22 protein-coding genes and 3 tRNA genes are annotated in these 21383 nt (G+C 74.0%); 12 read left to right on the top strand and 13 right to left on the bottom strand.

Translation table 11 applies throughout. The features are described 5' to 3' along the window. Positions 1-26 precede the first annotated feature (26 nt). Complete coding sequence (locus tag IE98_RS0110135) at positions 27-1166, top strand: sigma-70 family RNA polymerase sigma factor (RefSeq protein WP_078660901.1); 1140 nt, start codon at positions 27-29, stop codon at positions 1164-1166. Between the two features lie 47 nt (positions 1167-1213). Here IE98_RS0110135 and IE98_RS0110130 read toward each other — a convergent pair whose 3' ends face one another. After that, the gene (locus tag IE98_RS0110130) at positions 1214-2650 is read right to left on the bottom strand and encodes an FGGY family carbohydrate kinase (RefSeq protein ID WP_030267602.1); all 1437 of its coding nucleotides are present in this window, start codon (positions 2648-2650) and stop codon (positions 1214-1216) included. A gap of 100 nt (positions 2651-2750) precedes the next feature. Next, positions 2751-3044: a hypothetical protein gene (locus tag IE98_RS0110125; RefSeq protein ID WP_030267600.1), complete on the bottom strand. Its 294-nt coding sequence runs from the start codon at positions 3042-3044 to the stop codon at positions 2751-2753. 303 nt (positions 3045-3347) lie between these two features. Between IE98_RS0110125 and IE98_RS0110120 the strand changes: the two genes are divergently transcribed. Further along, positions 3348-3420 (top strand) — tRNA-Asn (locus IE98_RS0110120). 46 nt (positions 3421-3466) lie between these two features. After that, positions 3467-3539: transfer RNA gene (locus IE98_RS0110115), tRNA-Asn, on the top strand. A gap of 116 nt (positions 3540-3655) precedes the next feature. Here the strand turns inward: IE98_RS0110115 and IE98_RS0110110 are convergent. Beyond that, positions 3656-4399 (bottom strand): trypsin-like serine peptidase, encoded by a 744-nt coding sequence (locus IE98_RS0110110; RefSeq protein ID WP_030267598.1) that lies wholly within the window; start codon positions 4397-4399, stop codon positions 3656-3658. A 271-nt stretch (positions 4400-4670) separates the two neighbouring features. On the opposite strand from IE98_RS0110110, the gene IE98_RS0110105 reads away from it, so the two are divergent. From IE98_RS0110105 to IE98_RS0110095, 3 genes are all read left to right on the top strand, one after another. Continuing rightward, positions 4671-4744: transfer RNA gene (locus IE98_RS0110105), tRNA-Ile, on the top strand. A 252-nt stretch (positions 4745-4996) separates the two neighbouring features. Further along, positions 4997-5668: a hypothetical protein gene (locus IE98_RS0110100; protein ID WP_159400872.1), complete on the top strand. Its 672-nt coding sequence runs from the start codon at positions 4997-4999 to the stop codon at positions 5666-5668. After that, entirely contained in the window at positions 5668-5922 is a 255-nt protein-coding gene (locus IE98_RS0110095; protein ID WP_159400871.1) for a DUF6881 domain-containing protein, read from the top strand. Before IE98_RS0110100 ends, IE98_RS0110095 begins: the two co-directional genes overlap by 1 nt. An 8-nt stretch (positions 5923-5930) precedes the next feature. Here IE98_RS0110095 and IE98_RS0110085 read toward each other — a convergent pair whose 3' ends face one another. After that, positions 5931-6740 (bottom strand): polysaccharide deacetylase family protein, encoded by an 810-nt coding sequence (locus IE98_RS0110085; RefSeq protein ID WP_078660894.1) that lies wholly within the window; start codon positions 6738-6740, stop codon positions 5931-5933. Between the two features lie 303 nt (positions 6741-7043). Between IE98_RS0110085 and IE98_RS44435 the strand changes: the two genes are divergently transcribed. From IE98_RS44435 to IE98_RS0110070, 3 genes are all read left to right on the top strand, one after another. Then, positions 7044-7529 carry a hypothetical protein gene (locus IE98_RS44435; protein ID WP_030267586.1) on the top strand — a complete coding sequence of 162 codons (486 nt, stop codon included), beginning with the start codon at positions 7044-7046 and terminating at the stop codon, positions 7527-7529. Between the two features lie 163 nt (positions 7530-7692). Next, entirely contained in the window at positions 7693-8391 is a 699-nt protein-coding gene (locus IE98_RS0110075; RefSeq protein ID WP_043173819.1) for a class F sortase, read from the top strand. 22 nt (positions 8392-8413) lie between these two features. After that, complete coding sequence (locus IE98_RS0110070; protein ID WP_052390355.1) at positions 8414-9346, top strand: 1-aminocyclopropane-1-carboxylate deaminase/D-cysteine desulfhydrase; 933 nt, start codon at positions 8414-8416, stop codon at positions 9344-9346. Here the strand turns inward: IE98_RS0110070 and IE98_RS51895 are convergent. Both IE98_RS51895 and IE98_RS0110060 read right to left on the bottom strand, forming a co-directional pair. Further along, complete coding sequence (locus IE98_RS51895) at positions 9333-10892, bottom strand: LCP family protein (protein ID WP_030267580.1); 1560 nt, start codon at positions 10890-10892, stop codon at positions 9333-9335. The two genes, IE98_RS0110070 and IE98_RS51895, sit on opposite strands and share 14 nt — an antisense overlap. 179 nt (positions 10893-11071) lie before the next feature. Beyond that, on the bottom strand, positions 11072-11518 hold the full coding sequence (locus IE98_RS0110060; RefSeq protein WP_030267578.1) for a MarR family winged helix-turn-helix transcriptional regulator: 447 nt from the start codon (positions 11516-11518) through the stop codon (positions 11072-11074). Between the two features lie 99 nt (positions 11519-11617). Between IE98_RS0110060 and IE98_RS0110055 the strand changes: the two genes are divergently transcribed. Next, the gene (locus IE98_RS0110055) at positions 11618-12637 is read left to right on the top strand and encodes an NADP-dependent oxidoreductase (RefSeq protein ID WP_030267575.1); all 1020 of its coding nucleotides are present in this window, start codon (positions 11618-11620) and stop codon (positions 12635-12637) included. A gap of 353 nt (positions 12638-12990) precedes the next feature. Continuing rightward, positions 12991-13485 carry a DUF3145 domain-containing protein gene (locus IE98_RS0110050; protein ID WP_030267572.1) on the top strand — a complete coding sequence of 165 codons (495 nt, stop codon included), beginning with the start codon at positions 12991-12993 and terminating at the stop codon, positions 13483-13485. A gap of 133 nt (positions 13486-13618) precedes the next feature. Here the strand turns inward: IE98_RS0110050 and fabF are convergent, their stop codons facing one another. From fabF to IE98_RS0110025, 5 genes are all read right to left on the bottom strand, one after another. Next, positions 13619-14887 (bottom strand): beta-ketoacyl-ACP synthase II, encoded by a 1269-nt coding sequence (fabF, locus tag IE98_RS0110045; RefSeq protein ID WP_030267570.1) that lies wholly within the window; start codon positions 14885-14887, stop codon positions 13619-13621. Positions 14888-15003: 116 nt separating this feature from the next. Next, the gene (locus IE98_RS0110040; protein WP_030267568.1) at positions 15004-15246 is read right to left on the bottom strand and encodes an acyl carrier protein; all 243 of its coding nucleotides are present in this window, start codon (positions 15244-15246) and stop codon (positions 15004-15006) included. Positions 15247-15337: 91 nt separating this feature from the next. Continuing rightward, entirely contained in the window at positions 15338-16369 is a 1032-nt protein-coding gene (locus IE98_RS0110035) for a beta-ketoacyl-ACP synthase III (RefSeq protein ID WP_030267567.1), read from the bottom strand. Next, positions 16366-17307, bottom strand: coding sequence for an ACP S-malonyltransferase (locus tag IE98_RS0110030; protein WP_030267566.1), 942 nt, complete (start codon positions 17305-17307; stop codon positions 16366-16368). Before IE98_RS0110030 ends, IE98_RS0110035 begins: the two co-directional genes overlap by 4 nt. Positions 17308-17397: 90 nt before the next feature. Continuing rightward, entirely contained in the window at positions 17398-18594 is a 1197-nt protein-coding gene (locus IE98_RS0110025) for a PucR family transcriptional regulator (protein WP_078660900.1), read from the bottom strand. A gap of 236 nt (positions 18595-18830) precedes the next feature. Here IE98_RS0110025 and IE98_RS0110020 point away from each other — a divergent pair, with 236 nt between their 5' ends. Then, entirely contained in the window at positions 18831-19607 is a 777-nt protein-coding gene (locus IE98_RS0110020) for a pirin family protein (protein WP_030267560.1), read from the top strand. Positions 19608-19620: 13 nt separating this feature from the next. On the opposite strand, the gene IE98_RS0110015 is transcribed toward IE98_RS0110020, so the two are convergent. After that, the gene (locus IE98_RS0110015) at positions 19621-20412 is read right to left on the bottom strand and encodes a hypothetical protein (RefSeq protein ID WP_159400870.1); all 792 of its coding nucleotides are present in this window, start codon (positions 20410-20412) and stop codon (positions 19621-19623) included. An 87-nt stretch (positions 20413-20499) separates the two neighbouring features. Then, the gene (locus IE98_RS0110010; RefSeq protein ID WP_030267554.1) at positions 20500-21333 is read right to left on the bottom strand and encodes a serine hydrolase domain-containing protein; all 834 of its coding nucleotides are present in this window, start codon (positions 21331-21333) and stop codon (positions 20500-20502) included. Positions 21334-21383 lie beyond the last annotated feature (50 nt).

Here is a 21383-nt window from a genome sequence, read left to right as displayed (position 1 = left end):
AGGCCGTCGCCCGCGACGACGGCACCGTGCACGACCGCGCCGCCGGCCCGCCGGACCCCGAGAGCAGGGTGCCCCCGCAGGCCGGACCGCCCGGCGCCGAGGCCGGCCCGCCCGCGGACGGCGACGGCCCCCCGGAGCCCGGACCGGCCCGACGGCCCGATGCCGGCCGGCCCGATGCCGAAGGGACCGACACCGAGGAGTCCGACCCCGGGGCCCGCCTCCCGGCGCTCGACGACACCACCGGGCCCGCCGCCGACCTGCTCCGCCAGTACCTGCGCGAGATCGGCAGGGTCCGGCTGCTGACCGCCGCGGAGGAGGTCGAGCTGGCCTGCCGCATCGAGGCCGGCCTGTTCGCCGAGGAGGCCCTCGACCGCGCCGCCGCCGACGGCGAACCGCTGGACGGCACCCTCGCCGGCGACCTCGACCGCCTGGTGGTGATCGGACGGATCGCCAAACGCCGCCTGATCGAGGCGAACCTGCGCCTGGTGGTCTCCGTCGCCAAACGGTACGTCGGCCGCGGCCTGACCCTGCTCGACCTCGTCCAGGAGGGCAATCTCGGTCTGATCCGCGCCGTCGAGAAGTTCGACTACGCCCGGGGCTACAAGTTCTCCACCTACGCGACCTGGTGGATCCGCCAGGCGATGAGCCGGGCACTGGCCGACCAGGCCCGCACCATCCGCGTCCCGGTGCACGTGGTGGAGCAGATCAACCGGGTGCTGCGGGTGCAGCGGACGATGCTGCAGGAGAACGGCCGGGAGCCCACCGCGGCCGAGGTCGGGCTGGCCGTGCAGCTGCCGGAGGAGCGGGTCCGCGAGGTGCTGCGGCTCGCCCAGGAGCCGGTCTCCCTGCACACCCCGGTCGGCGAGGAGGACGACGTCGCGCTCGGCGACCTGATCGAGGACGCCGACGCCGCCTCGCCCGCGGAGAGCGCCGCCCTGCTGCTGCTCCGCGAGCACCTGGACGCCGTGCTCGCCACCCTCGGCGAGCGGGAGCGCCAGGTCGCCCGGCTGCGCTACGGACTGGACGACGGCCGGCCGCGCACCCTGGAGGAGATCGGCACGCTGTTCGGCGTCACCCGCGAGCGCATCCGGCAGATCGAGTCCAAGGCCCTCGGCAAGCTCCGCGCGCACGCCTACGCCGAGCAGCTCCGCGCCTACCTCGACTGACGCCCGTACCGACCGGAGCCGGCCGACGGTCCACGGGGCGGCAGCGCTCAGCCGGCCGCCGTCTCCGGGTGGATCTGCTCGCGGACGGCCTTGAACTGCTGGCGCACCGCGTTGCCGATCGGCAGGTCCTGGTCCGGGTCCGGGGCCAGCACGACCACCTCCGGCAGCTCCCACTCCGGGGGCTCCGGGGTGCCGGCCAGCGCCCACGCGGCCTGCCGGGCGGCGCCCCGCGCCGCGTGCGCGCCGGGCGGCGGGATCAGCACCGGCACCCCGAACAGCTGCCGGGCCACCTCCCGGACGGCCGGCAGCCGCCCGACCGCGCCCAGCAGGAACACCCGGCCGACCGGGACGCCGTGCGTGCGCAGCACGTCCAGCGCCTCGGCGACGTTGCAGAGCATGCCCTCGACGGCGGCCCTGGCCAGGTGCTGAGGGCCCATCGACTCGGCCCGCAGGCCCGTCAGGGTGCCGGCCGCGTGCGGCAGTTTCGGGGTCCGCTCGCCGTCCAGGTAGGGCAGCATCACCAGGCCGTACGAGCCGGGGGAGGACTGCAGGGCGAGGTCGCTGAGCGCCTCCAGGTCGCAGCCGAGCATCGCGGCGGTCGAGCGCAGCACCTGCGCGGCGTTGAGGGTGCCGGCCATCGGGAGGTGGCGGCCGGTGGCGTCGGCGAACGAGGAGACGGCGCCGGTGACGTCGACCACGGCCTGCTCGTGCACGGCGAAGACGGTGCCGTTCCCGCCGAGCGAGACCACGGCGTCGCCGGGGCGCAGCCCGAGGCCGAGGGCGGCGGCCATGTTGTCGCCGGTGCCGGCCGAGATCAGCAGGCCCTCGGGGGTGTGCCCGGCGGCCTCGGCGGGCCCGAGCACGTGCGGGACCTGCAGTTCGTGGCCGAGCGCGAGCTTGATCAGGTCCTGCCGGTACTCGCCGGTGACGGGCGACCAGTAGCCGGTGCCGGAGGCGTCGCCCCGGTCGGTGGTGCGCCGCCTGGGGTGGCCGAGCAACTGCCAGACCAGCCAGTCGTGCGGCAGCAGCACCTCGGCGATCCGCTTGGCCGAGACCGGCTCGAACTCGGCCAGCCAGCGCAGCTTGGCGATCGTGTACGTGGGGGAGGGCACCGAGCCGATCGCCTCCACCCACGGGGCCGGGCCGCCGAGCGCGTCGATCAGCGAGGCGGCGGCGCCGGCCGAGCGGGGGTCGTTCCACAGCAGTGCGGGCCGGACGAGCACGCCGCCGGCGTCGAGTCCGATCAGGCCGTGCTGCTGGGCCGAGACGCCGATCGCGGTGACGCCCTCCAGCAGGCCGCCGGTGGCCGCCTCGCCGAGCGAGTGCAGCCAGGTCTGCGGGTCCACCTCGGTGCCGCGGGCGTCGGCCCCCTCCGGGAGCGGGTGCGGTGCCTTGCCGTCCCGGAGGACGGCGCCGGTCTCGGCGTCGCACGCGACGATCCTGGTGCGAGTGGTGGAGCTGTCGATGCCCGCAACGATGGCCATGATGCGATCATGCCTCAGCGGGCGTCCCGATCGGGGCCCGCCGCGTCAAGTGTTGCCCAGTCGGTACAGGACCCGGGGAGGTCCGGTGTGCGTCCTTGGGCTACGGCCGGACGGTGCCCCAACTGTCGTCGGTCGCGTGGCTGCGCTGGAACGCCGAGACCCGGTCGGTGACGGCGTTCGGCAGCTTGTCGCCGACCTTGTCCGCGACCGCGCCGGCCGCCTTGCCGGCCACCGCGCCCGCCTGCTGCTTGGCCTTGCCCGCGGCGTCCTGGACCTTCGGATTCTGCGAGACCCGCTGGGCGGTCCGGACGATCTGCTCGTACCGCTGCTTGCCCGCCTTGGCGCCGAGGACGTAGCCGACCCCGACCCCCACGATGAACGTGACCTTCCACATGCTCTGCTCTCCGCCCTTCCACGCGGTCGTCTGCCGCGTTGCGCCTACCCTTCGTGCCCGGCGGCGAACCGCCCCGGCGGCAGCCGCCCGCGGGGCGGGGGCGCCGCCGTGGCACCAGCATCCCCGGAGGGGCGGACGGCCGCGCGCGGGGCGCGCCGGGCGGGGGCGGCGGCCCGCGCCGCAGGCGGACGCTCCGGAGCCGGGCGAAAGCGATTGGCGGACCACCCCCCTCAGTGCGCTAATGTATGACCCGCAGCGAGCGCCGCGGGCCCGGGAGAACCGGAGGCCGGGGCGGAAGCTCGATCCCCCATAGCTCAATTGGCAGAGCAGCCGACTGTTAATCGGCAGGTTATTGGTTCGAGTCCAATTGGGGGAGCTCCGGACGGCTCCTGCAGCCGCCCGATCGTGTGCAGTAACAGCAGTCCCCCATAGCTCAATTGGCAGAGCAGCCGACTGTTAATCGGCAGGTTATTGGTTCGAGTCCAATTGGGGGAGCTTCACCCGCAGTGCCGGGTGATCAGCGCAGAGCGAAGGCCTCCGGGAAGCCGGGGGCCTTCGTGTTTCCCGGGTGCTCCGGGCTTCAGGACTCCGGTGTTCCAGGGCTCCGGGGCTCAGGCGGTGGCCCGGCGGTAGAGCGCGGCCACCCGGTCGTCGAAGGTCACGCTGTACGAGACCTCGTCCTCGTAGCCGCCCTGCTGGTAGCCGCCGATCACGCCGATCACCGCGCCGTCCTGGGTGAGCCAGGGGCTGCCGCTGGTGCCCACGCTGTAGCCCGTGCAGCGGAAGCTCTCCTGGGTGGGGCTCTGCGAGGCCGTCCGGGTGGTGCAGGTGATCGGCTCCTCGCTGTCGTTCGGGTAGCCGGTGACGGAGACCGGCAGGCCGAAGCCGCGGCCGGTGCCGAGCCGGTTGCCGCCGAGCACGTCCTCGATCCCCTGCCCGTCGACGTCGGCGACGGTGAGGAAGGCCACGTCGTACTCCGGGTCCTCGGACTCCGTCCAGTGCTGGTCGACGGTGATCCCGGTGAGCGGCCAGACGCCGTGCGGGGTCCGGCCGTCCCGGAAGCCGGGGGCGAAGACCAGACCCTCCTCGCGGCCGCGGTCGAGGGTCTCCACGCAGTGCGCGGCGGTCACCAGCAGGTTGTGCCGGGGGCTGCTGACCACGCTCGCGGTGCACATCCGGGGGCCGTCCGGGCTGCCGAGGAAGAGTGCGCCGATCCGGTCGGTCGCTGCGTCCCGGGGGGCCGGGTGGGAGCCGGGGGTGTCGGGGCCGCCCCCGGGCCAGGAACAGGAGGCGGTCGCCCAGCCGGCGGCCGCCAGCAGCAGTGCCAGGGCACCGGTGCGCCGCCTGCCTGCCATCAGCCTGTCTCGCTTCCCTCGCCGCCGAGCCGCGGATGCGGCCCCCCGCAAGATCTAATCAGCACCCTCCGCAGGCGCGCCAGAGATGTCGGGCGGGGCCGGCCGGCCGGCGTCACGGGCGGCGGGCGGCCGCGGCGGGAGTGCGCGGGCGTACCCGGATGCGCACCCGGCGCGCATTCCGACTGATCGACCGGCTATGCTGCCGGTGACGGCCCTGAGGGGCCGTCTGCTGCTGCAAGGGCCTTCGCGCCGGTGCGGCAGGCCGGATCGGGGGGCGGTAGCTCAGCCGGTTAGAGCAGGGGACTCATAATCCCTTGGTCGTGGGTTCGAGTCCCACCCGCCCTACCTCCGGCCCGACGGCCTGTCAGCCCAGAAGGGCTTCTGACCAGGCAAAACGCCCAAGCCGGCGACTCCCACTCTAGAGCACCGCGCGGCCCGCGAGCCGCGCACCACGCCGGGATTCACCCGCCCGTGGAGGCCGCTCCGGCCCGCTGCCGGACAGGGATCCGAATCGGCTGGCGGACCGTCACCCGCGAGTCTCCGCAGGTAACGTGCGGGCGAGTTCCGTTCCGACGGCCGTTCCCGGGAGGGCGAGTGGTGCGAGGTGGCACCGGGCTGCACGGGGCCTTCTGCCTGATCCGGCTGCTCCCGCTCCTCGGGGCCGTCGGATCACCGCTGGTGCCCGCCGTCGAAGGCGTCGTGCAGGCATTGCTGGCGGGTTCCGAGATGCCCGACGGCGTACTGATCGGTCTCGACGACTACCGGCAGGCCGCCGGCTGGCACGTCGGGTTCGACGAGCCGCCGGTGGACTTCGAGGAGCGGGTCTGCGGCATGGCGATCCTGGCCGCCGGCGTGGAGACACGGTTCGGCCGGCCACCGCTCCCGGCCGCTCTGGACAGTGCGCAGTACGTGTGGGACGAACTCGGGACGCTGGCCGCGGACCTCCGGGCGGCGGAGGCGGACCGGCAGCAGGAGGACGAGCGGGTCGCCGCCGCGGCCGAGGACGATCCGGGGCCGGCCGACCGCCGCCTCCGGCAGCTGCGGACGGCCGCCGAGGCGGACCGGCGGGTGCTGGAACGACTCGTCGTGGACCTCGGGTGGCGGCCGACGGGCCGTGCCGTACCAGCGCGTGCGACTGGCCGTCCTGCACTGCCCGGGCGGAGGAGCCCCGCTGCCTGGAGAACCGCGACTTCCGGCCGGAGCAGAGCCTCGGCGCGGTGCTGCGCCGCAAGCACGGCAGGCCTGCGCAGCGGTGGTTCGTGCGGGTGATGTTCCTGGACGACGCACCGGGTGACGAGCCGTGGGAGGTCCTCAGCGAGATCAGTGCGGAGGGCTTCGAGACCCGGAAGATCGTCCATTGGCTCGACGGCAGGCGGGTCAAGGTCGGCGCGGGCCGCACGCACGCCGGAATCGCCCTGGAGCGGGAGCCGTTCCGCACGGTGGCCGAGTGGGAGCAGCTGTACGTCTCCGTGGAGGAGCTCTCCGAGGACCTCTTCGAGGAGATGTGGGCCTACGGGGACTGAGGTCCGCGCTATTGAGGGGCGGTGAAGCGGTAGCCCTCGTCGAGGAGGACGGGGAGGTAGGTGCGCAGGGCGGCGATCGTCTGGGAGCGGTCGCCGCCGCCGTCGTGGTTGAGGACGATCGAGCCGGGGCCGATGGTCTGCAGCACGCGCTGGGTGATCAGCGAGGTGCCGGGGCGGGCCCAGTCCTGGGGGTCGACGGACCAGCCCATGGGGCGCATGCCGAGTTCGGCGCAGATCCGCAGGGAGGCGTCCGACCAGTCGCCGCCGGGGGCGCGGAACCAGGTGGGGGTCCGGCCGGTGGTGGTCCCGAGCAGGTCGGAGGTGCGGAGCAGTTCGTCGCGGACCCTGGCGTCGGTGATGCCGCGCAGGTCCGGGTGGCTCCAGGTGTGGTTGGCGATGTGGTGGCCGTGGTTGGCGATCTCGCGGACGAGGGCGGGTTGCCGTTCGGCGTTCTCGCCGATCAGGAAGAAGGTGGCGCGCAGCCGGTACTGCTCCAGGATGGACAGGACTACGGGGGTGTGCACCGGGTCCGGGCCGTCGTCGAGGGTGAGGGCGACCAGCCGGTCGTCGGAGGCGAGCGAGAAGAGCGGGTTGCTCACCTTGCGGGGCTGCGGCGGCACCGGCCCGGAGGCGGGGCTCGCCGCGGCGGGGGCGGACGAGGCCGCGGGCGGCGCGTACGACGCCGGGGGAGAGGCCGGGTCGGAGGGCAGGAGGCCGCCCGGTGCTGCTCCGTCGCCGCCGTCGTGCGAGGCCAGCTGGCACGCGGCCGCGGAGAGCAGGCCCATCCCGGCGACGCTCAGCAACAGCCGACGGGACATGATCTGATGATGTGACAGCATGACGGATGCATGCCCGAGGCTGCAGCGATGGCGCGCCGATTCCCGCAGCTACACCCCAACGGCCCAGCGCCCGCCCCGGGCGGACCGTCGCGGCCGGGGCCGCGACACTCCGACGCACGCTGGCGGGACGCCCTGACCGTCCGCCGCCGCGTCCCCCGCACGGGCGATGACCTGCGGTGGCGGCCTGACGGGGTGTGAACCACGGTGGTCACGGCGCATCCGCGATCCCTTGCGCCGGCACCGAGGCCGGCTGTCGCACGGAGGCGCCGGAAGGAAACCCCCATGCTGCCCAAGCGCATCCTCTTCGCCGGAGCGGCCGGCGCCGCCGCCCTGGCCATCGCCATCCCGGCCGCCTACGCCGACCCGCCCACCGGTCCCGGGAGCGACGACCAGAGGGTGTGGACGGAGCAGGCCCCCGCCGACAAGGCCCCGGAGAAGGCACCCGGCTCGACCGCCGAGCAGAAGTCCGTCCCCGAGGACCACAAGGCCGGGACGAAGTCGGACACCAAGTCCGGAAGCCCGTCCGACATGACCTACGAGAGCAAGTCCGAGAGCAAGTCCGAGGGCAAGTCCGAGGGCAAGGACTCCGGCAAGGAGACCAAGGCCGAGGGCTCCTGGGCGGACAAGGCCCCGCACGGCGGCGTCCACACCGGCGGCGGCGGGATCGCCGTCTCCGGCAGCGGCCTGGCCACCGGCGCGGCGCTGCTCGCCGGCGGTCTCGGCGTCGGCACGGTCGCGCTGCGCCGCCGCCGCGGCTCCGAGGCGTGATCCCGATCCGCTAGTACCGCCCCCGCGGCGCCGTCCCGTTCCCGGGGACCGCGCCGCCCACCGGCCGCGTCCGGCCGTACCCGCCCCGGAAGCCGGGCACGGCCGGACGCGTCTTCCCCAGAAGATCCGCAGGACCCGCAGCACCCCGTGAGAGGCGGCCGCCATGGGCCAGCAGACATCCGGCACCGGTGAACGGCCCGCGGGCAAGGACCCGGGCCGCAGCCCGCTGCGCTGGGCGATGGGCCTCGCCGCCGTCGGGGTCTTCGTGATGTACCAGTCCGTGGAGACCACCCCGGCCGCCCCCACCTCCACCGACGGAGGCCCGGCGGCCGTCGCCAGTGCGAGCCCGGTGCCCACCGCACCGCCCTCCCGGACCGCCCCGGCCGTCCCCGCGATGTCCCGCTCCAAGCCGGTGAAGCTGCGCATCCCGCAGCTCTTCGTCGAGGCCCCCTTCACCGAGCTCGGCCTCACCCCGACCGGCGGCCTCGCCGCCCCGCCGGCCGACGACCGCAACCTCGTCGGCTGGTACAAGGACGGCCCGACCCCCGGCGAACGCGGCCCCGCCGTCGTCGCCGGGCACGTCGACACCACCAAGGGCCCCGCCGTCTTCCTCATGCTGTACGTGCTGCGCCCCGGCAACCCCGTCGAGGTCACCCGCGCGGACGGCTCGGTCGCCGTCTTCACCGTCGACTCGGTGCAGACCTTCGCCAAGAACGCCTTCCCCGACCAGCTGGTCTACGGCGACACCCCGGACGCCCAGCTGCGGCTGATCACCTGCGCCGGCGAGTACAACCGGGCCACCCACGACTACGCCGACAACGTGGTGGTCTTCGCCCACCTCAGCTCCACCCGGCCGGCCTGACGCGGGCCCCTAGCATGGCGGGATGCCGCTGTCCGCCGACCTGCCGACCCCGCTCACCCCGATCCGGGACCCGGTGCTGGCCCGGGCCGGCGTCGAACTCCGGCTGAAGCGCGACGACCTGCTGCACCCGACGGTGCCGGGCAACAAGTGGCGCAAGCTCACCCCCAACCTGGAGCACGCGCTGGCCGAGGGGCACACCCGGCTGGTCACCTTCGGCGGCGCCTACTCCACCCACCTGCGGGCGACCGCCGCCGCGGCCCGGGCTCTCGGGCTGTCCTCGGTCGGGGTCGTCCGCGGCGAGGAGCTCGCCGACAGGCCGCGCAACCCCTCACTGGCGGCCGCCGAGGCCGACGGGATGGAGCTGGAGTTCGTCACCCGCGGCGCCTACCGGGAGCTCGTCCGCGACCTCGGCGGGCCACTCGCGCAGCGCTGGGGGCGCTGTCTGGTGCTGCCCGAGGGCGGCTCCAACGCGCTCGCCGTGCGCGGCACCGCCGCCCTGCCGGCCGAGCTCGGCGACCTGGGCGCGCGCGACACCGTCTGCTGCGCGGTCGGCACCGGCGGCACCCTGGCCGGCATCGCGGCCGGACTGCCGCCCGGGGCGCGGGCGCTCGGCGTCGCGGTGCTGCGCGGCGCGGGCTACCTGGAGGCGGAGGTGACCGCGCTGCACCGGGCGGCGTACGGGCGCGCCTTCACGAACTGGCGGATCGACCACGGCCACCACGGCGGCGGGTACGGGAAGGTACCCGCCGCGCTGGAGGAGTTCGCGGCCGGCTTCGGCGAGCGGCACGGGATCGGCGTGGAGCGCCGGTACGTCGCCAAGGCGCTGTGGGCGGTCCACGGGCTGGCCGGCACGGCGGTGCTTCCGCCCGGCAGCCGGGTGACGCTGGTGGTCACCGGACTGCCGGACGGTGCGGCCGCCGCGGCGGCGCCGGGCTGCGGGGTCAGCCGAAGCTGAGGTCGGCGCAGAGGTCGCTGTCGGCCGGCCGGGTGTTCGAGGAGATGCCGGTGGGGATGCCGCTCGGCAGCGTCACCGGGCCCGAGGTGTCGCCGGAGGCGTGGTCCTGGCCGAGCGTCAGGACCAGCCCGTCGGCCTCGGGGTCGGGCCGGACGGTGGCACCCGGGTAGAGCGCGGCGAGCTGCTCGGCGGCGGCCTTGTGGCCGGAGGAGTAGCCGACCGTGGTGGTGTTCCGGCCCTTGGTGTTGGCGCCCACCACGACCTCGCGGTAGCCGTGCGCGGCGAGCGCCGTCGCGGCCCGGCCCGCGGTGCCGGTGGCGCCGGAGGCGTTGTGCACGGTGACCGGCGCGGCGGTGGCGTCCGGCCCGGCCGGGGCCCCGGTGGACGGCGCGGCGGTGGCGGACGGCGTCGGGGCGGCCGGGGCGGAGGGTGTCGCGGTGGTGGGGGTCGCGGTGGTGGGCGTCGCGGTGGTGGGGGTCGCGGTGGTGGGGGTCGCGGTGGTGGCCGGGGCGGTGGCCCGGCCGTCCAGGGTGCGGTCCTGGCGGAGCAGCTCCCAGAGGGTGTCGACGTCCGGGTGGACGAGCGCGACCCGGGCGCCCGCGTACTCCCAGGGCACGGTGACGAAGGAGATGTCGGCCAGCTTGATGTCCTGGAGCGACTGGGCGAAGGTGGCGAGCTTCATGGCGCTGCCGAGCTCCTCGTCCACGGTGAGCGAGCGGGTCGCGGCGTCGGCGAGCGGCAGCAGGGTGGTCAGGTCGAAGCCCTGCCCCTGGACCTTCTTGATGAGCGAGGAGAGGAAGGCCTGCTGGCGCTTCATCCGGCCGATGTCGGAGCCGTCGCCGAAGCCGTGCCGGGCCCGGACGTAGTCGAGCGCCTGCTGGCCGCTGAGCGTCCGGCGGCCCTTGGTGAGGTGTATGCCGTAGGAGTCGACGTCGTTGGGCACGCACACGTCGACGCCGTGCAGCGCGTCGGTCATGGCGGCGAAGCCCTTGAAGTCGACCACGATCGTGTGGTCCACCCGCAGGCCGGTGAGGGCCTCCACGGTGTTCTGGGTGCACGCCGGGTTGCCCTGCGGGTACAGGCCGACGGTGAAGGCCGAGTTGAACATCTGGCTGCTGCGCTCGCTCGTCCAGGTGCCGTTCGGCAGCTTGCACGGCGGGACGGTGACCAGGGTGTCGCGGGGGACGGAGACGCCCACCGCGTGCCGGTGGTCGGCGTAGACGTGCAGCAGGATCGCGGTGTCCGAGTGGCCGACGCCCTCGTCGCCGCCGCCGAGCGCGCCGTTGCCGTCGGAGCGGGTGTCCGAGCCGAGCAGCAGGATGTTGACGGGGCGTCCGCCGCCCGCGGCGGTGGGGCCGGCCGGCGGGCGGTTGGTGGCGACGCCGTCCGCGGAGAAGGTGCTGATGTTCTGGTCCAGGCGGTGGTAGAACCAGGCGCCGGCACCGGCGGTCGCCAGCACCAGGACGGCAGCGGTGGCGCCGGCGATCCGTGCCAGGCGGCGGCCCGTCCCGCGGGAGGCCGCGGCCGGCCCGCTCTTGTCGCTCATCACACAGTTGCTCTCTGTACGGCCGTGCCCGGCCCGGAAGGGTGTTGGCCGGCACTCCTGTGTGCCCCCACTAGTGAGACGGCCTGGCGGGCCGTTCGGTTACACGCGGACCCGATCGGATACGGCCGCTTCCGGTCCGAATCCGATCGGGACGCCCCCTTCGCGTCGGGCTGCGCCCGTCAGGTCTGCGGCACCGCGCCGGCCAGCATCCGGCGGAGCAGGTCGCGCAGCTGGATCCGCTCCTCGGGGTCGAGCGCGGCCAGCGGCTCGCGGGCGAAGTGCAGCGACTCGCGGAGCTCGACGGAGGCGGCGGTGCCCGCGCCGGTGGCGGCGACCAGCTTGACCCGGCGGTCCTGCGGGTCGGCCTCGCGGGTGACGAAACCGCGGGACTCCAGGCGGTCGACGATGCCGGTGATGTTGGACGGCTCGCAGCTCAGGGTCTGCGCGATGTGGCGCATCGGCATCGGCCCGCGCCGCAGCAGGGCGAGCACCTTGGCCTGGGCGCCGGTGAGCGAGCGGGCGGCGGCGGCCTCCTCGTACTCGCGGTGGAAGATTCCGACCAGGTTCGCCATGAGGTCGGTGACCTCCAGCGTGACCGGGTCCGTGGGCGGCTGCTGCGTCTCCATGGCATCCACTGTACCTGAACATTTGACAACATGAACTATTCGTGTCCACGATTGCTTCAGTAACTCAACCTTTCAGGTGGATGCACCATGGAGACAGCAATGGCAGAGCAGACGATCCCCACCACCGGCCGCGAGTGGCACCTGGCGGCGCGTCCCGTCGGCCGGCCCGTTCCGAGTGACTTCGCCCTGGTCGAGGCGCCCGTCCGGCAGCCCGGCCCGGGCGAGATCCTGGTCCGCAACGCCTACCTCTCGGTCGACCCCTACATGCGCGGCCGGATGAACGACGTGAAGTCCTACGTCCCGCCGTTCGCGATCGGCGCGCCGATGGACGGCGGCGCGGTCGGTTACGTCGTCGCCTCCGCGGCGGAGGGCTTCGAGGTCGGCGACGCCGTGCTGCACGGCCTCGGCTGGCGCGAGTACGCCACCCTGCCCGCCGCGCAGAGCGTCAAGGTCGACCCGGACCTCGCCCCGCTCTCGTACTACCTCGGCGTGCTCGGCATGCCCGGCCTCACCGCCTACGCGGGCCTGCTGGAGGTCGCCTCCTTCAAGGAGGGCGACACCGTCTTCGTCTCCGGCGCGGCCGGCGCCGTCGGCTCGCTGGTCGGCCAGATCGCCCGCCTCAAGGGCGCCGCCCGCGTGATCGGCTCGGCCGGCTCCGCCGAGAAGGTCGCCACCCTGACCGGCCCGTACGGCTTCGACGCCGCCTTCAACTACAAGGACGGCCCGGTCGCCGAGCAGCTCGCCGCGGCCGCCCCCGAGGGCATCGACGTCTACTTCGACAACGTCGGCGGCGACCACCTGGAGGCCGCGATCGGCGCCCTCAACCCGCACGGCCGGGTCACCCTGTGCGGCGCCATCGCCCAGTACAACGAGACCTCCGCGCCGGCCGGCCCGCGCAACCTCGCCCTCGCCATCGGCAAGCGGCTGAACCTGCGCGGCATGCTGGTGCGCGACCACGCCGCCCTGCAGCCCCGGTTCGTCGCCGAGGTGGCCGGCTGGCTGAAGGACGGCAGCCTGCGCTACGACGAGACCGTGGTCAAGGGCGTCGAGAACACCGCGGAGGCCTTCCTCGGCCTGCTCCGCGGGGACAACACCGGCAAGATGGTCGTCGAGCTCTGATCGTCCGACGAGCCGTCACCACCACCCCCGCGGGCCGTCGCCCGCGGGGGTGGTGCGCGTTCCGGGCGGGCCGAGAACGCCCTGGGCGCGGGGCCGACGGGGGGTCAGCGGCCGTCGCCGCGAAGGGTGATGGTGCGCGTCCGGACGGAATAGGTCCGTTCGGGGGAGAGCACTTGCAAGGGGGTGGACCTCATGGGGGATTCGACTAGCATTGGGTGAAAGCTTGTCCGTTTTGCTCAATTTGATTACCTAATGTCGAGTAAGTTGAGCTTCACGGTGGTAGTCAGTACCTGCCGGCAGGTGGCACGAGGCAGCTGGGGAAGGCGACCCTCGTCCACAGCCTGGAGGTCCCGGTGACGACACGTGGTGTCCTGTACATCCACTCCGCGCCCCGCGCGCTGTGCCCGCACGTCGAGTGGGCGGTCGCGGGCGTGCTCGGCGTGCGGGTCAGCCTCGACTGGATCCGCCAGCCCGCCGCGCCCGGGCACTGGCGTGCCGAGCTCTCCTGGCAGGGCGAGCCCGGCACGGCCTCGCGCCTGGCCTCGGCCCTGCACGGCTGGCAGCTCATCCGGTACGAGGTCACCAGCGACCCCTGCGCGAGCGCGGAGGGGGAGCGCTACAGCTCGACCCCGAGCCTCGGCATCTTCCACGCCGTCACCGGCATCCACGGCGACATCCTGATCCCCGAGGACCGGCTGCGGGCGGTGCTGCTGCGCGCCCGCACCGAGGGCGGCGACCTGGAGGCCGAACTCGCCCGGCTGCTCGGCAAGCCCTGGGACGACGAGCTCGAACCCTTCCGCTACGCCGGCGAGGGCGCCCCCGTCCGCTGGCTCCACCAGGTGGTCTGAGCCCGCCGGCACCCGGGTACGCGAAAGGGGCGCGGGGCCGCACGGACCGGAGGGCGGATGCCTTCGCCCTGCCGGTCCGCGCGGTTGCCCGCGCCCCTTCCGTGTGCCGCTACCGGTGCCGAGTGAGCGATTCTCAGACGGTGCGGAAGGCCAGGACCACGTTGTGGCCGCCGAAGCCGAAGGAGTTGTTCAGCGCCGCGATCCGGCCCTCGGCGCGCAGCGCGCGGGGCTCGCCGCGGACGATGTCGGCCTCGACGTCGTCGTCCAGGTCGTCGACGTTGATGGTCGGCGGGGCCGTGCGGTGGTGCAGCGCCAGCACGGTCGCGACGGTCTCGATGCCGCCGGCGCCGCCCAGCAGGTGGCCGGTCATCGACTTGGTCGCCGAGATGGCCACGTGCTCCAGGTGCTCGCCGAGCTCCTTGGCGAGCGCCTTCACCTCGGCGGTGTCGCCCTGCGGGGTCGAGGTGGCGTGCGCGTTGACGTGCACGACCTCGGCCTTGTCCAGGTCGCTGCGCTCGAACAGGTCGGCGATCGCGCGGGCGACACCGGCGCCGGTCGGCTCCGGCTGGGCGATGTGGTGGGCGTCCGAGGACAGGCCCTGACCGACGGCCTCGCAGTAGACGCGGGCACCGCGGGCGGCCGCGTGCTCGGCCGACTCCAGCACCACGATGCCCGCGCCCTCGCCGAGCACGAAGCCGTCGCGGGCCTTGTCGTACGGACGCGAGGCGCGCTGCGGCTCGTCGTTGTTCTTGGACATCGCCATCATGTTGGCGAACGCGACGATCGGCAGCGGGTGGATCGCCGCCTCGGTGCCGCCGGCCACCACGACGTCGGCGCGACCGGTGCGGATCATCTCGATCGCGTAGCCGATCGCCTCGGCGCCGGAGGCACAGGCGGAGACGGGGGTGTGCACGCCGGCGCGCGCGCCGACCTCCAGGCCCACGTTGGCCGCGGGGGAGTTCGGCATCAGCATCGGGACGGTGTGCGGGGAGACCTTGCGGACGCCCTTGTCCTTCAGCACGTCGTACTGGTCGAGCAGGGTGGTCACGCCGCCGATGCCGGAGGCGATCACGGCGCCCAGGCGCTCGGGCGCGAGCTTGGAGGACTCGTCGGTGGCCGGGGTGTCGTAGCCCGCGTCGGCCCAGGCCTCGCGGGCGGCGATCAGCGCGAACTGGGCCGACCGGTCGAGCTTGCGGGCCAGCGGACGGGGCAGCACCTCGCCCGGGTCCACCGCGGTGCGCGCGGCGATCCGGACGGGCAGGTCCGCGGCCCACTCCTCGGTCAGCGCGCCCACGCCGGAACGGCCCTCCAGCAGGCCCTCCCAGAACGAGGCGGCGTCGCCGCCCAGCGGCGTGAAGGCGCCGATACCCGTGACTACCACGGTGCGGTTTTCAGCGGTCACTGGTTCTTCTTCTCTCACGTGTGCAAGGGGTGGCGGAGGGGCCGTGGGGGACCGGCCGGCCGGGGCTGGGTGTGGCCCCGGCCGACCTGAGGCAGCCGGACCTGCCGGCTGCGGGCTCAGCTGTTGGCGAGGATGTAGTCCACCGCGTCGCCGACGGTCTTGAGGTTCTTGACCTCGTCGTCCGGGATCTTCACGTCGAAGCGCTCCTCGGCGGCCACGACGACCTCGACCATGGACAGCGAGTCGACGTCCAGGTCGTCGGTGAAGGACTTGTCGAGCTCGACGTCCTCGGTCGGGATGCCGGCGATCTCGTTGACGATCTCGGCGAGACCTTCCAGGACCTCGTCCTTGGTAGCCATAGCGGCTGCTCCTCTTCGGTGTTGACAGCGAGCGGTCCGGCGGACCGTCGCGGGTTTTCAGGGGGGCGCGGACACCCGGGGAGAGTGACGCCTAGGGGAGAGTAACGACTGCGGCGGCGTACACGAGACCCGCCCCGAAGCCGATGATGAGCGCGAGGTCGCCGCTCTTGGCCTCACCGCTCTCCAGCATGCGCTCCATCGCCAGCGGGATGGAGGCCGCGGAGGTGTTGCCGGTCTCGGCGATGTCGCGCGCCACCGGCACCGACTCGGGCAGCTTCAGTGCCTTGATCATGGCGTCGGTGATGCGCATGTTCGCCTGGTGCGGGATGAAGGCGCCGAGCTGGTCGGCGGTGATCCCGGCGGCGTCCAGCGCCTGCTGGGCCACCTTCGCCATCTCCCAGACCGCCCAGCGGAAGACGGACTGGCCCTCCATCCGCAGCGCCGGCCACTTGGTCTCGTCGCCGACGCCGTTGACGGCGTCCTGCTTGGCGAACGCGGTGTCCCAGGCCTGGGTCTGCGAGATGACGTCGCGCTGCGAGCCGTCCGAGCCCCATATCACCTTGCCGATGCCGGGGACCTCGGACGGGCCGACGATCGCCGCGCCCGCGCCGTCACCGAAGATGAAGGCGGTCGAGCGGTCGGAGGTGTCGGTCAGGTCGCTCAGCCGCTCCACGCCGATGACCAGCACGTACTCGGCGCTGCCGCCGCGCACCATGCCGTCGGCCAGGCCCAGGCCGTAGCCGAAGCCCGCGCAGGCGGCCGAGATGTCGAAGGCCGGGGCGGTGCCGCAGCCCAGCCGGTCCGCGATCTCGGTGGCGATCGCCGGGGTCTGCTTCAGGTGCGAGACGGTCGCCACGATCACGCCGCCGATCTGCTCCGGGCTGATCCCGGCCTGCGCGATCGCCTTGCCGGCGGCCTGCACCGACATCTCGGCGACGGTCTCCTCCGGGCCGGCCCAGCGCCGCTCGGCGATCCCGCTGCGGGTGCGGATCCACTCGTCCGAGGACTCGATCCAGTTGAGCACCTCGGCGTTGGGAATCACCCGCACGGGGCGGTAGCCGCCGACACCGTGGATGCGCGAGTACGAGGCACCGGTGGCCGGCTTGATCTGGGGCGCTGTCATCCGTTGTTCTCCTGAGCGCCGTGCTCGGCGACCAGCCCGCGGGCCTTGTCGAGATCGGCAGGGGTCTTGAGGGCCAGCGTCGCCACGCCCTTGAGGTTGCGCTTGACCAGGTTGGTGAGGGTGCCTGCGGGCGACAGCTCGATCACGGCCGTCGCGCCGAGCCGCTGGATCGCCTCCATGCAGAGGTCCCAGCGGACGGGGTTGGAGACCTGCGACACCAGACGGGCCAGCACCTCGGTGCCGGAGCCCACCACGCCGCCGTCCTTGTTGGAGACGTACGCCACGGCCGGGTCGGAGACCGTGAGCCCGGGGGCGAACTTCTCCAGGCGCTCCACACCCGGAGCCATGTGCTCGGTGTGGAAGGCGCCCGCCACCTTCAGCGGGATGAGCCTGGCACCGGCCGGCGGGTCCGCCTTCAGCGCCTCCAGCTGCTCCAGCGTACCGGCGGCCACGATCTGGCCGCCGCCGTTGTTGTTGGCCGCGGTCACGCCGTGCTCGGCGAGCTTCGCGGCGACGACCTCCGGCTCGCCGCCGAGGACGGCGATCATCCCGGTCGGGCGCGCGGCGGCCGCCTCGGCCATGCCCAGGCTGCGCTCGCGGACGAACGCCAGGGCCTCCTCGGCGCTCAGCACGCCGGCCAGCGCGGCCGCGGTGATCTCACCGACGCTGTGGCCGGCCACACCGCCCGCCACCGAGCGGACGTCCGCGTCGGCGAACAGCACGCCGGCCGTCACCAGACCGGCGGCCACCAGCAGCGGCTGGGCCACCGCGGTGTCCTTGATCTCTTCCTCGGAGGCCTCGGTGCCGTAGCGGACGAGGTCGAGACCGGCGACCTGGGACCACTGCCCCAGCCGGTCGGCGGCGCCGTCCAGCTCGAGCCAGGGGCTGAGGAATCCGGGGGTCTGAGCACCCTGTCCAGGGGCGACGATTACGAGCACGGTTCAACCCTCTCTCGCCAGGCACCCGTGGGCGGGTAGGCGACGACAACGAAGAAAAGCACGCCGGGTTGTGCAGTCCCTACAGCGCGGTCAGCCCTGGTCGGCGACCGCTCCGAGACGGCCCAGCGCAAGGGCGATGCGCAGGGTGAACGCCGAGCGCACGTCGGACGGAGCATAGCCCGTGACGTCAGTCACACGACGCAGCCGGTAGCGGACGGTGTTGGGGTGGACGAAGAGCATCCGGGCCGCCCCCTCCAGCGAGGACGCCTGCTCCAGATAGACACTCAGCGTCTCCAGCAGTGCCGACCCCGCCTCGTCCAGCGGTGTGTAGATCTCCTCCACCAGCTGCCGCCGCGCCGCGCGGTCCCCGGCCAGCGCGCGCTCCGGCAGCAGGTCGTCGGCCAGCACCGGCCGCGGCGCGTCCGGCCACGCCGCGCACGCCCGCAGCCCGGCCGCCGCGGCCTGCGCCGAACGTGTCGCCGACAGCAGGTCCGGCACGCTCGGGCCTACCACCACCGGGCCGGGCGCGAACTGCCCGATCAGCGCCTTGGCGGTGTGCACCGGCTCCTTGTCGCCGCCCACCACCACGACCAGCCGGCGGCCCAGCACCCCCGTCAGCACCTGCAGCTTGGCGTACCTGGCGGCCCGTCGGATCGCCTCCACCACCGCCTCGCTGTCCCCGTCCGGGGCGCTGCCCATCACCACCCGCACCTGGCTCGGCTGCCCCCAGCCCAGTGCGGCCGCCCGCGACAGCACGCCCTCGTCGGCGTCGCCGGAGAGCAGCGAGTTCACCACCAGCGCCTCCAGGCGGGCGTCCCACGCACCCCGGGCCTCCGCCGCCTGCGCGTACACCTGGGCCGTCGCGAAGGCGATCTCCCGGGCGTACACCAGCACCGACTCGCGCATCCCGGCCTCGTCGCCCGGGGCGGCCACCTCCTCGATGGCCTCCTCCATCACCTCGATGGTGGTGCGGATCAGCTCCACGGTCTGCCGCAGCGTGATCGCCCGGGTCAGCTCGCGCGGCGCCGTCCCGAACACGTCCGTGGAGATCGCCTGCGGCGCCTCCGGATGCCGGTACCACTCGGTGAACGCCGCGATGCCCGCCTGCGCGACCAGGCCGATCCACGAGCGGTGCTCCGGCGGCATCCGCCGGTACCAGGAGAGCTGGTCGTCCATCCGGGCGATCGCCGCGGTCGCCAGCTTGCCCGAGGACTTCTCCAGCCGTTTCAGCGTGGCCGAGCGCAACTCGGCACGTTCGGCGGCCAGTCTGCGCTCCTGCGCGGTCAGCCGACCGCCCCTCGCAGGGCGCGGCGAATCCCCGGCCGGCGCCGCCTTGCGGGCGGTGGCCTTCTTGTCGGCCCGCGAACTGTCGGGCTTTGCACTGTCGGGTTCTGCTGAAGCGGCTGGCACAGGAACAAGACTGCCTCACCGCACGCCGTGCTCGTGCACACCCCCCGCCGGTCGTACCCGGCGCGCCGGACCGCACCGGCCGCCCGCCGGCCCGCACCGGCTACCGTGAGTGGGTGACCGAGACCCGAGACCGCGGCCGTGCCGACCTCCGCCGGGCGCCCGAGCGCTACCGCTCCACCCCGGCCGAGGGCATCGAGACCCGGCACTCCTTCTCCTTCTCCGGGCACTACGACCCGAAGAACACCCACTTCGGCGCGCTGCTCGCCTGCAACGAGGAGACGCTCGCCCCCGGCGCCGGCTTCGACGAGCACCGCCACCGCGACACCGAGATCCTCACCTGGGTGCTGGAGGGTGCGCTCGCCCACCGCGACGGCGAGGGGCACGCCGGGGTGGTCCGGCCGGGCACGGTCCAGTACCTCGGTGCGGGTTCCGGGGTCGGCCACACCGAACGCAACCTCGGCGGCTCGACCGTGCCCGTCCGCTTCGTCCAGATGTGGCTGCAGCCGGACACCTTCGGCACACCGCCCGCGTACGGCCTGCGGAAGGTCGAACGCGCCGAGGACGGGCTCACCCTGCTCGCCTCCGGCATGGAACGTGACACCGCGTCGGGCGCGCTGCGGCTGCACCGCTCCGACGCCGCCCTGCACCTCGTCACCGCCGGCCCGTGGCAGCCGCTGCCCGCGCTGCCCGAGGCGCCGTACCGGTACGTCCACCTCACCGCCGGCTCGCTCGGCTACCGCACCGTCCCCGGCCCGCACGGCGCCGGCCGATCGCTCGAACCCGGCGACGCCGTCCGCATCACCGGCGACGCCTTCGCCGACCCCACCGCCGGCCCGGACGGCGCCGAACTCCTGCTGTGGGAGATGCACTCGCCGCTGCGGTTCGGCTGAGGCCGCCGGGTCCTCACAGGTCCTCGTGGTCCGACCAGGTGTACCAGGGACCGGACCGGTGGGTGTAGGACACCTCGTCCTCCGGAGGGCCGTCCGGCAGGTACGCGAAGCCGGTGTGTTCGAAGAGGCCGCTGCCCGGCACGGTGAACCGGAACCCGCGGCCGCCCACCGCGGTCACGTCCTCGACCGGGTACGTGCCGAGGAACGACGGCTGCGGCAGCCGGCCGTCGTCCGTCGCCACCCGGTCGGCGAAGGCGGACAGCGCCGGACGGGCGAGTGCGAACCGGGCCTGCTGCGGCACCTGGAAGTGCAGCAGCACCGCGGTCGCCGCCAGCAGCAGCGGAGGCACCGCCCAGCGCCAGTCGCCCGACGGCCGCACGGCGGCGGCGGGAGCGTCGGAGAACAACCAGCCGAACCAGAGCACGACGGTGGCGGCACCACCGCCGATCGCCACGAAGGCCATCGCCCAGTCCGCCGCGGGCAGGCTGAACGCCAGCAGCGCCGCGGCGGTCAGGACCGCGCAGCCCGCGAGCACGGAGTTGCCGGGCCTGCGGAGGCGCCCACGACGGCGCCACAGGGCGGTCGCGGCGGCGACGGGCATGGCGGCGGCCGTCAGCGCGGCGATCCAGCCCAGGGCCCCCAGCGCCACGGCGAACACGGCGACGACCGCCCCGCCGAACGCGATGATCCCGGTCGCCCGCGGCACGGCCGCGACGAACAGGACGAGCACGGCGAGCAGGACGGGCCCGCGGTAGCCCCCCACCAGCAGCAGGCGCCGCACCCGCGCCACCGACGTCGAATGCATGCCCGATGATCTACCGCAGCTGGGAGCGGTCGTGCAAGAGCCGTCCCGGGCGCGGGCCGGGCGCACCCGCGCCGGGAACGGCCCCCGTCAGCCCCGGAGTTCGGCGAGGACGGCGTCGGTGAAGAGCGGCCAGACCTCGGCGGCCCACGGGCCGAAGTCACGGTCCGTCAGGGCGACGGCGGCGACACCGGCGGCGGGGTCGACCCAGAGGAAGGTGCCGGACTGGCCGAAGTGGCCGAAGGTCCCGGGGGAGCTGGTGGTGCCCGTCCAGTGCGGGTCCTTGGCGCCGCGGATCTCGAAGCCGAGCCCCCAGTCGTTGGGCCGCCGGTGGCCGAAGCCGGGCAGGACGCCGCCGAGGCCGGGGAAGGCGACCTCCTGGGTGGCCCGCTGCACGGTGGTCGGGTCGAGCAGCCGCGGGGCCTGGAGCTCGGCGGCGAACAGCGCGAGGTCGGCCACGGTCGACAGGCCGCCCGCCCCTGCCGGCGCCCGGTGCGCGGTGTTGATCAGCGTGGCGTGCATCCCGAGCGGGCGGAGGACGGCCTCCTGCGCGTACTGCGCGAACGGGATGCCCGAGGCCTTCTCCAGGGTGTCGGCGAGCACGTCGAAACCGGCGTTGGAGTAGAGCCGGCGGGTGCCGGGCTGCGCCATCACCCGGTGCTCGTCGAAGGCCAGCCCCGAGGTGTGGGCGAGCAGGTGACGGACGGTCGAGCCCTCCGGCCCGGCCGGGTCGTCGAGTTCGAACACGCCCTCCTCGACGGCGACCAGGGCGGCGTACGCGGACAGCAGCTTGGTCACCGACGCCAGCGGGAACAGGTGCTCCTGCGGCCCGTGGGCGCCGAGCACCGCTCCGTCCGCGCCCCGCACCACCGCGGCCGCCGCGTTCGGCACCGGCCAGTCCTCGATCATCCGCAAGCTCTGCATGCGCCGACCTTAGCCGTCCGCCGGGCGCCGTCGCGTGGCAGGCTTGCTTG

The organism is Streptomyces sp. NRRL B-24484 (genome assembly GCF_000717715.1).
GTDB lineage: Bacteria > Actinomycetota > Actinomycetes > Streptomycetales > Streptomycetaceae > Kitasatospora.
Note: the sequence above shows the minus strand (reverse complement) of the source record. Positions and strands in the feature narration are given on the sequence as shown.